Source organism: Chitinophaga sp. (assembly GCF_036569125.1).
Classification (GTDB): domain Bacteria; phylum Bacteroidota; class Bacteroidia; order Chitinophagales; family Chitinophagaceae; genus Chitinophaga.
The window spans coordinates 1-8910 of the sequence record NZ_DATCRF010000700.1 but is presented as its reverse complement, the minus strand read 5'-3'; the positions used below and the strand labels follow the sequence as shown (position 1 = coordinate 8910).

Sequence of the window (8910 nt, the reverse complement as noted above, 5' to 3'; positions counted from 1 at the left end):
TAACCAGCGTATCTGCATCAATCTGATGGATCTCTTTAACAATAGCTTCTGCAATGCCGGCAGGTGAGGCCACCACATCTGCATTACCGGAGCTGATGGCGCTGTTCGGCATGCCGTTAAACTTAGCGGTAGAAGGCTCCTGCACCAGTACCAGGCCGCCATTCTCTTTAATGGAGCTGATACCTTTGGTGCCATCTGTTCCGGTACCGGAGAGTATAACGGCTACAGCCTTATCTTTTTTGTCCTGCGCCAGGGAATGCAGGAACACATCTATGGCGTTGTTGGGAACCTTATCGTGCGTTTTTTCCGAAAGCAGCAGCTTATTACGCTGTATGCGGATCTGTTTGTTGTTGGGTATTACATAAATATAATTCTTCATTACCGGCAGGTTCTGGGATGCTTCCACCACTTTCATGTGGGTTCTGCGGCCCAGCAGCTCTACCAGCAGGCTTTTGTAATCCGGCGATAAGTGCTGGATCACTACAAATGACAGGTTGCCGGTTTGGGGCATGTGATCAAAGAATTCCTGGATCGCTTCCAGGCCTCCTGCAGATGCGCCTACTGCCACTACAAAATGTTGCTGCGTTCCTTTCATATATCACTCTTTCGAATGCTCGCGTGTCAGAAATTCAAAAATAAAGCTGCGCAGGTTCTCTGCGGCCATCACCTCCTCCGGCAGCCAGGGTTTGGAAAACCCTTTTACATGCTCCTGCCATAGCTTAAAGGAATGGCGGGGATGATAGATCTGCGGATTTTCATCAAAGAACATACGTTCCTCGGGGTTGCCGCCCCAGTTGGTAGTACGGATAAATTCTTTGCGGAAAAGGATAATGTACTCATCCTGCTCCGGCCGCATAGGTATTACCAGCATGCCGCTGGCTATTTCCCGGTACTGTTCCGTAATATCGTATATGGATGGCAGTGAGTCGGTATGAAATACTTTTTTGAGGTCCTTTATGTGCAGCCATAGCAGCAGGTCTTCCAGCTGCGCGGCATCCGGCACCTCGCCGGCTTTGTGGCTGCGGTTATTATAGGTAATAATAACGCCGGTGGCATCCAGCAGCTTCATTACATTCAGTTCGGTGCTCAGCAGGCTGGATACCAGGTTATCCGTCTGGTAAATACTTTCTATCAGCTGCATGTAAATGCCATTCAGCCGGGAGGTAAGATCGCTGAACGACTGGTGATGCAATGCATTGATACGTGCAGAGATCACACTGGAAAACAGCTCCATTACCGCCCTCATTTCCCCGTCAATAACACGGGCGGTTTTATGATGGCAGGCAATAAGCCCCCAGAGCGCATTATCTTTGATCAGCCGTACCGACATGGACGACATTACATGCATGTTCTTCAGGTACTCCACATGCACGGCAGCCACGCCCCGCAGGTTGCATTCCGACATATCCAGGAAAGAGCGGGATATGGGATTAATAACGGGATACAGCTTTACGGGTTTGAACTCACGGTCCGGTATAAAACGGTAGGGATTGCGCAAATACAGGTCCCGCGCAGGTTTTGGAATATCTGATGCGGGGAAGGTAAAGCCAAGGTACGATTCCATATCCGGCTCCATAGCTTCTGCCAGCACATTCCCGTTCCAGTCCTGGTCAAATGCATAGATCATCACCTTATCAAACCAGGTGATCTTTTTCAGTTCATTGGCTGCTATCCGGCACAGATCATGCACATCCCTTGCCTGTTCTATAAGGTCAATGGAATTACGGATATGCTGGTACAAGGCAGTAAAGGTAGCGCCCCCTGCTGCCGGCGCCTGTGCTATCTCAATTTCCACCAATACCATATCCTCCCGCACATGCAGGATGGTAAAGTGGTCCCGGGTATCTAATTTCCAGACGGTGCTGATCTTGGTGCTATAATTTTCCTGCGCCTGTTTTTCAAGCAGGGCAAATGCAGATGCATCTATCAGGTCTTTAATGGTTTTACCCAGCAGGTCCCGGAAAGGCATCTGGAATAATTCAGCTGCATTTTCGCTTACCTGTTCAATGGTCAGGGTTTGTTTATCCAGCACCAGTAGTACCCCGTATTCCTGGATGGTGTTGATGATATGGATCGGGATGTTTCCGCAGAATTCCGAATCATACTTTGAGAACTGACTCATATCTCTTAGTCCAGTCGTTAAATTTTAAAAATGTTTCCCTGGCAGCATCTGCTGCCTCTTGTTGTGCTGCTTCCTCCGTTATAGCATTCATATAGCTGTGGAATTTCCTCCACATTTGTTGCACAGCTTCTCCATAACCGGTGAAGAAGGTAAAGCCTTCCGGCGAGGATAGTTGTAGCTGTTCCCGGATCATTCTGGCAATGATCACCCCTCCTAAAGTAGAGCCTTCCAGTACATAGGCAGCGCCCAAAGCCTGCGGATATGATTGGATACGGGGGATAACGGCCATTGGCACCTGCACTGGCGGCAGGCCGCCCAGGTCGCGTATATCCTGTAAAATAGCAGCGGACTTCCGCCTTTCGGCTAGGTCCGGTATTTTTTCATTGGTCAAATATTGATCCATTTTAAGCTCCAGCGAATGGTAGTAACCGTAGAACATTTCCAGCAGCACCAGGTAATGTTCCGGGCTGCGTATACTGCGTATCATACCTATCAGCTTCTTCTCCAGCTGCGCATGCTCCGCTTTCGTATAGTCTTTAATGTATGCTGCAAAAGATCGTTGTTCCAAGTGCAAATGATTTACGGGTTGGGAACGCGAATATATATCTTCTTTTACTGACACCATGTGTGCCACACCTTTGAGGTGTGGCACACATAACCGGGCATCATAATTTTTATTAAAAGTCATAAAAAATTGATAAGTTACTTTTCCATAGGTCAAATCAAATAAGGAAATTATGAAAAGAAGCTTTGTATTGCTGATGACACTGTTCATCGCCGTAACGCTTTGCTCCCTGTCGTTACCACAGGACCCGCCCAAAGCGAAGAACTTAAAGGTACTGCCCAAAGACATTAGCCATGAAGAGCTGGACAACGTGATGAAGGCGTTCAAAAATTCCCTGGGCGTTAAATGCGGTTTTTGCCATGCGCCGCAAAAAGATAATCCTCAAAAGCTGGACTTTGCCAGCGATGACAATGAGCACAAGGATGTAGCGCGGGAAATGATGCGCATGACCGCCAAGATCAACAAAAAGTATTTTAAGGGTAACCAGCCCATGGCTGTTACCTGCTACACCTGCCACCATGGTAATGAGGAGCCTAAATCCCTTCCCGAAGTAGCGGAGGCGCCCAAGCAATAACATAAACGGAAGCTTATATAAACAAAAGGCCTGTAAACTGCGGTTTACGGGCCTTTTTTATGTGCGGAGCTTTTGGGGGGAAGGATAGTTATGCCGTAACCTGTTGTAAACTTTGAGCAGGATTATTTAAGCAACCTGTAAACCTGCTTCAGGATTAATACATTCTTTAGCCGGTAGTAAACCGTAGATAAGCCGTCTCTTATAAGGGATGGAACATATATAGCTCAGATATGGCTTTGATATAGCTTATATATGGCTTATCTCTTTTTATGCAACCGGTGTCAATAGGGATAAGTAGGCCACACCTTTGAGGTGTGGCACACATTAAGACTATTAAAACCCGCCAAATCATCCTATATTTATCGTTATATATTAAATAATACAACGATAGCATCACTGGAGACTATCGTCCGGAACCCATTCATAAATCAATAGTCATGAAATTATATACCCTGTTCCTGTTCTTAAATGTATGTGCATTGCCGGTACTGGCGCAGCAAAAGCCTGCTGTAAAAGTATCCGGGGAAGTAACAACGCCGCTTACTATTTATGCTGACAGCTTAGCGCTATGGCCCCGTGTTACCGTGAACCTGAAAGACCGGGACGGAAAAGATCATTCCTATACCGGTGCGCCTGTACAGGCCATCCTGGAAAAAGCCGGGGTTACCATGGGTAAGCAGCTGCGGAGCAAGAACCTTAGCAAATACCTGCTGGTAAAATGTGCCGATGGTTATGAGGTGCTGTTTTCCCTGGCGGAGCTGGATAGCAGCTTTACAAACCGGCAGGTGATACTGGCCAATGAAACAGACGGGCATGCGCTGCCGGCAGATAGAGGCCCCTTCCGGCTGATAGTGCCGGGCGAGAAGAAGCCTGCCCGCAGCAGCTTCCAGGTGGTGGAAATGGTGGTAAGGTTTGCGAAAGATTAAATATTCGTACCTTATTGGCCAAAGACATCCCTCAATTACCTATGCAATACAACGATAAAGAAGCGGCGTATACCGGTAGCCGCGCAGCAGCAGAACAACGCTCAAACGGCCGGCAGTTACCGGCCGTAGCCTGGCCACATCTGAAGCTCAACCCAACACCTGCTACTCCCCTTCAGCGGCAGCCTGTTATACAACGGGTGAATGAAGAAAAGCTAAGCGTTTTTCCCGAACAGGGCGCTAACCCGGCGGATGTAAAAAAAATAAGCGATGCGCTGACAGCCATCCGGGCTGCATTTAAAGATAAAAAAGCACTCTTTGAAACCGGTACGCTGGCCGCCATGCCCAATACACCCGGCTTAACAGGACCACCTGCCAAGGCGGAAAAGGATATACGGGTTAAAACCGTTATGACAGATTACCCGGCCCTTTTACAAAGCTTTGACCCTATTGCGGAATTGAGGAAAATACCGCCTTTTAGCACCGGTGAGCTGGTATTAGGTGAAAAAGATGAGCATGGCGACCGCGTGGTGAAGAACGCCAGTCACCAGGTAGTAGCAACTTTAATGTCGGACGAAGGAAGCTATTTACCGGACCTGATTGATGACGACCATCCCGAAGATCTGCGCACCAAGTATAGCCGTTTTGATGCACCTGAAAAGGAATATGTAGAAGATAATATTGGCGTGCCTACACGACGGTACGCCTATGTGGAAAAAAGCTTTTACCAGTTCATGGAATTTTTAAGCATCGGCAGCATGACCGGCCGCTGGCAAATGCTGTCGCAGGCCGCCGGTATACCCAAAAACCTGATGGACCCCAGCGACGGCCAGGATGTTATAGAACAGATCCGTGGTAAAAAAGAAGGCCCGCTAAGTGTACAGGAGCTGGCCGTGCTGCACAACTGGAAAGGAAGCGGCCTGCACCAGCGCGGATTAAGCCTTGCTTCTACACCACGGGAAAAAGCCGTGTATAGTAATGACGGGGAACCCTTTTCCTCAGCCGATGGCGTACGCCTTAAAATTGACCTGGCTAAAGTACCCAAACAGGTAATGCTCATTAACCATTACACACCCCTGAAAAACCCGGAACACCTGGCAGGCATCAATAAAGATGTAAGCGGCGATACCTTTAAAAGAGATCCTACCTCTAAAACCGCAAAATATAATTATGAAGGCTCTGTGGTTAAGAACAGGGAATTATTCCTGGAATACTTAAACCCGGATTGGATTGTGGAAGTGAAAGTGCATGGAAGCGCGGCTACCCTGAAACAGGAACAGTATGGCGGAGATGCCAGCGCTATGCACACACAGGCCGGCGTACTAATGGGCCATGGCGATTATACAAGCGGGTTTACAAAAGGAGTACAGGACCATTTAGCTGGTAATGAAAATCAAAAGCCCGCACTTGATACCAGCTCCGAAGGAAAGGGATGGGCATCCGGGCAGCATTACAGCAGGTGGTTTGATAAAGGAGCAGCCTATAAGAATAAAGAGGCTGGCTGGAATGCGGGGGTACAATATGCACACACCAACCATAAAACTATTGTAACCAAGGGAAAAACCCTGGCACAAATACACACGGAAATAAATCTGCTTCCTAACCCTGCTGTGTACAGAAGCGGAGCGCTGGCACAAATTGAAAAATCAATCAGCCTGAAAACCGGCACCAAGGTAGAAAACCTGGCGCCAACAACGGTGGTGAATGCACTGCCCAGTAAAGCCAACATAGAAAAAGCAACCACAGATATTACAATGCCTACAGGTTATGCCGGGCTGGCAAGGGAAGAAAGCGATGCCAAAGTGCTGGCCTTTGATATACAGCGCCTGGGCTGGGTACATGGCTACAGCGGCAGTGCACGGAAAACAGCCGTTGGGGCAACCTTCTATCAGAAGACATAGCATGTGTGCCACACCTTTGAGGTGTGGCACACGTTAATCCAGGTTCTTAACCGGGAAGGGCGGAAAGTTGCTCCAGGTAAAACCTATGCTTCCCTGCGTGCCGGAATCCACAAAACGGAAATTGTAATTATCGTGCCCGTGTATGAATTTAGCTACAAACCCAAAGGCCCGCATGTTATGAAAGGGGTAAATGCGGTAACCGGTTTCGCTCCGGAAGGGATTTACCCAGTTATGCGCGCCAAAGATCCATTCTGCATTTTCAAAAAAACAATGCCGTACGCCTTTGGGGCTTACCAGGCTGTATTCATATCCGCCCAGCAATCTTACCCGCCCATAGATCTTAATATCTGCATCAGAAAAGCCGCCAAAGTTAAACAGCTGCAGGAAACGGTCGTGGTAAAACAGCGCGCCCAGCTTCAGGGAGTGAATGCGCTTAGGGGTTACATCATCCAGCTTGTTAATGCGGTAGTTAAATACCAGCTCCGTGAGGTTGGTGGAAAAGTTGCCGCTTTTGCGGTTCAGGATGGCGGAAAGATTGGTGCTGGGTGTAATGAGCCTGTAAATGCTATCGCTTTGCGGGGAGCCATCCTCATACTGCTCGCTGAACGCGCTGCCGGCCTGCCCGTTGGAATAGTGGCCGCTTTCCAGGGAAATGGTGAACAGGTTATTGCCCAGGCGGAATACCTGCTGCGTGCCTAACAGAATGCGGTAAGAGGGCGTTTTCACGGGCAGGGAATTTTCCGTGTACATGCGCACCTGTGGCGTAAAAGAAGCATAGTAGGCCCGTACATGTGTTTTCCCGTCTCCCAGCCCTTGTAAAATATTGTTGGAAAAACTGTAGCGTACAATGGGGTTGGCTTCAAACAGCACATTTTTTTCATACTTCACATAGCTGGTGCGGAAGTTAATATCCGCATCCTCCCCTACGGGATACACCTGTATAAAATCCCTGAACCCGTTCTTTTGGCCCATAGCCGCAGCTGCCTGCAGCAGCGCAAACAACAACAGGTAATATTTATAATTCATTATCCGGGGTTTGGTGGTTATTGAAATAAGATCTTGTTGATAGCCGCAATCACCTGCGGATCCATATCATCGCTGTAATACAATTTTGATTTGTAAGGATTGCTGTCGTGAAAAAAAGTAAAGCGGAGCTGTAATGTCCTGATGCCGTCTACCACGGCTACTGTATTGTCTTTGGAGGTGCTTTCTATAAAAAAGGTGTGCTCCACCTGCTGAAAGATCACCTGTTTATTCTGCAGCACGGGGATCACCTTTGCAGCATCTGTGTCACTGCAATTGTACAGGGAGAGAATGTTACCATACCTGGCCATAGTAATTGTTTTGGTGTTTTGGGGTAAGCTATTTTGGAACAGTTATGCTCAATAAACAGCCAGGGACAGTATTTTGTTTAAATGCTTTTAATACAGCCGGCCGCCTAAGGGTACCTCCTGCTCCGGCTTAATGAGCACTACCTCGTTAGCGGCATCCGGCACGCCCAGGGTTAACACCTCCGACATAAAAGGCCCTATTTGCCGGGGCGGAAAATTCACCACGCATAATACCAGGGTACCTGGCAGCGCTTCTTTGGTGTAGCGCTTAGTGATCTGTGCGGATGAGCGTTTAATGCCCAGCTCCGGGCCCAGGTCAATGGTGAGCTTATAGGCCGGCTTGCGGGCCTCCGGAAAATCTTCTGCTGTAATGATCTTTCCTACGCGGATATCCAGCTTATCAAAATCTGCTATGGTTGCCATGGGGCTAAGATACAGAACAAAATACCCCTTTTGCAGATAAACTCCTGCATATGACAAAACATGCGGCAGCCTGCTGCATAAAGCGGCTATTTTTGAAATGTACAAACCTGATCACATGTCCTTTTGCCTGGAAACAACCCAACTTACCTACCGCTTTACAGGGCAGGAAACCGCCCTGGATAACATTCACCTGCAGGTGCCGCAGGGCAGCATTTACGGCTTCCTGGGGCCCAATGGCGCCGGTAAAACCACTACCCTGAAACTGGTGCTGGGCCTACTGAAAAAACAGCAGGGCCACATTACCATTTTTGGAAAACCGTTTGAGCAGCACCGGGTAGCCCTGCTGCGGCAGGTAGGCGCCCTGATCGAAAGCCCTTCCTTATACAGCCATTTAAGCGCGAAGGAAAATCTGCAGGTGCTGCAAACCATTTACCGCTGCCCAACCCAACGTATACACGAAGTATTGCAGCTGGTGGGCCTGGCTAACACCGGTCATAAAAAAGCCGGGCAGTTCTCGCTGGGTATGAAACAGCGCCTGGCCATCGCCATGACCTTACTGCACCGGCCTTCCCTGCTTATTTTAGATGAGCCGACCAATGGCCTGGACCCTAACGGCATTATTGAAATGCGGGAGCTGCTAAAAACCATCAACCGGGAGCAGGGCATTACCATCCTTATATCCAGCCACCTGCTGCCGGAAATTGAAAAGCTGGCCACGCATATCGGTATTATTCACAAAGGGAAGCTGCTATTCCAGGATACGCTGGAAACGCTGATGCGCAGTACCCAACAGGCGCCGGTACTGATCAGCACTAACAATAATATCCAAAGCCTGCAGCTGCTGCAAGCGCAGGGAGTGCATGCTGCAGCAGAGAACGGGCATTTGCTTATGCAGGGTGTTACCAGAGAAAAGATAGCCCTTATTAACCGGCAGCTGGTACTGGCAGGCATTGATGTTTATGGCATTCATGCGCAACACCATGACCTGGAAGCCACTTTTATGGACCTTATTAATCATTAACATGCAACTACCCTTCTTTTACAGCTTTAAAAGCGAATGGCTGACAACCC

Annotated in this window: 10 protein-coding genes; 4 read left to right on the top strand and 6 right to left on the bottom strand. The window is 48.6% G+C overall.

From position 1 onward, the window contains the following. The 3 genes from VIM87_RS26005 to VIM87_RS25995 form a co-directional block, all read right to left on the bottom strand. Window positions 1-595: chemotaxis protein CheB (locus VIM87_RS26005; protein ID WP_331999816.1), on the bottom strand; the 595-nt coding region annotated here is incomplete at its 3' end. A 3-nt stretch (window positions 596-598) separates the two neighbouring features. After that, window positions 599-2122, bottom strand: a complete 1524-nt coding sequence (locus VIM87_RS26000) for a GAF domain-containing protein (protein ID WP_331999815.1) — start codon at window positions 2120-2122, stop codon at window positions 599-601. Then, entirely contained in the window at window positions 2100-2690 is a 591-nt protein-coding gene (locus VIM87_RS25995; protein ID WP_331999814.1) for a biliverdin-producing heme oxygenase, read from the bottom strand. The genes VIM87_RS26000 and VIM87_RS25995 overlap by 23 nt, the downstream gene beginning before the upstream one ends. Window positions 2691-2859: 169 nt before the next feature. Between VIM87_RS25995 and VIM87_RS25990 the strand changes: the two genes are divergently transcribed. The 3 genes from VIM87_RS25990 (at window position 2860) to VIM87_RS25980 (ending at window position 6085) form a co-directional block, all read left to right on the top strand. Next, the gene (locus VIM87_RS25990) at window positions 2860-3261 is read left to right on the top strand and encodes a c-type cytochrome (protein WP_331999813.1); all 402 of its coding nucleotides are present in this window, start codon (window positions 2860-2862) and stop codon (window positions 3259-3261) included. Between the two features lie 437 nt (window positions 3262-3698). Beyond that, window positions 3699-4187, top strand: coding sequence for a molybdopterin-dependent oxidoreductase (locus VIM87_RS25985; RefSeq protein ID WP_331999812.1), 489 nt, complete (start codon window positions 3699-3701; stop codon window positions 4185-4187). Between the two features lie 41 nt (window positions 4188-4228). Then, window positions 4229-6085, top strand: coding sequence for a hypothetical protein (locus VIM87_RS25980; RefSeq protein WP_331999811.1), 1857 nt, complete (start codon window positions 4229-4231; stop codon window positions 6083-6085). Window positions 6086-6118: 33 nt separating this feature from the next. Here the strand turns inward: VIM87_RS25980 and VIM87_RS25975 are convergent, their stop codons facing one another. The 3 genes from VIM87_RS25975 to VIM87_RS25965 all read right to left on the bottom strand — a co-directional run bounded on the left by VIM87_RS25975 (window position 6119) and on the right by VIM87_RS25965 (window position 7839). Continuing rightward, the gene (locus VIM87_RS25975; protein WP_331999810.1) at window positions 6119-7111 is read right to left on the bottom strand and encodes a hypothetical protein; all 993 of its coding nucleotides are present in this window, start codon (window positions 7109-7111) and stop codon (window positions 6119-6121) included. 17 nt (window positions 7112-7128) lie between these two features. Beyond that, the gene (locus VIM87_RS25970) at window positions 7129-7419 is read right to left on the bottom strand and encodes a hypothetical protein (RefSeq protein ID WP_331999809.1); all 291 of its coding nucleotides are present in this window, start codon (window positions 7417-7419) and stop codon (window positions 7129-7131) included. An 87-nt stretch (window positions 7420-7506) separates the two neighbouring features. Beyond that, window positions 7507-7839, bottom strand: coding sequence for a tRNA-binding protein (locus VIM87_RS25965; RefSeq protein WP_331999808.1), 333 nt, complete (start codon window positions 7837-7839; stop codon window positions 7507-7509). A gap of 115 nt (window positions 7840-7954) precedes the next feature. Here VIM87_RS25965 and VIM87_RS25960 point away from each other — a divergent pair, with 115 nt between their 5' ends. Further along, window positions 7955-8860, top strand: a complete 906-nt coding sequence (locus VIM87_RS25960; protein ID WP_331999807.1) for an ABC transporter ATP-binding protein — start codon at window positions 7955-7957, stop codon at window positions 8858-8860. Window positions 8861-8910: the final 50 nt, after the last annotated feature.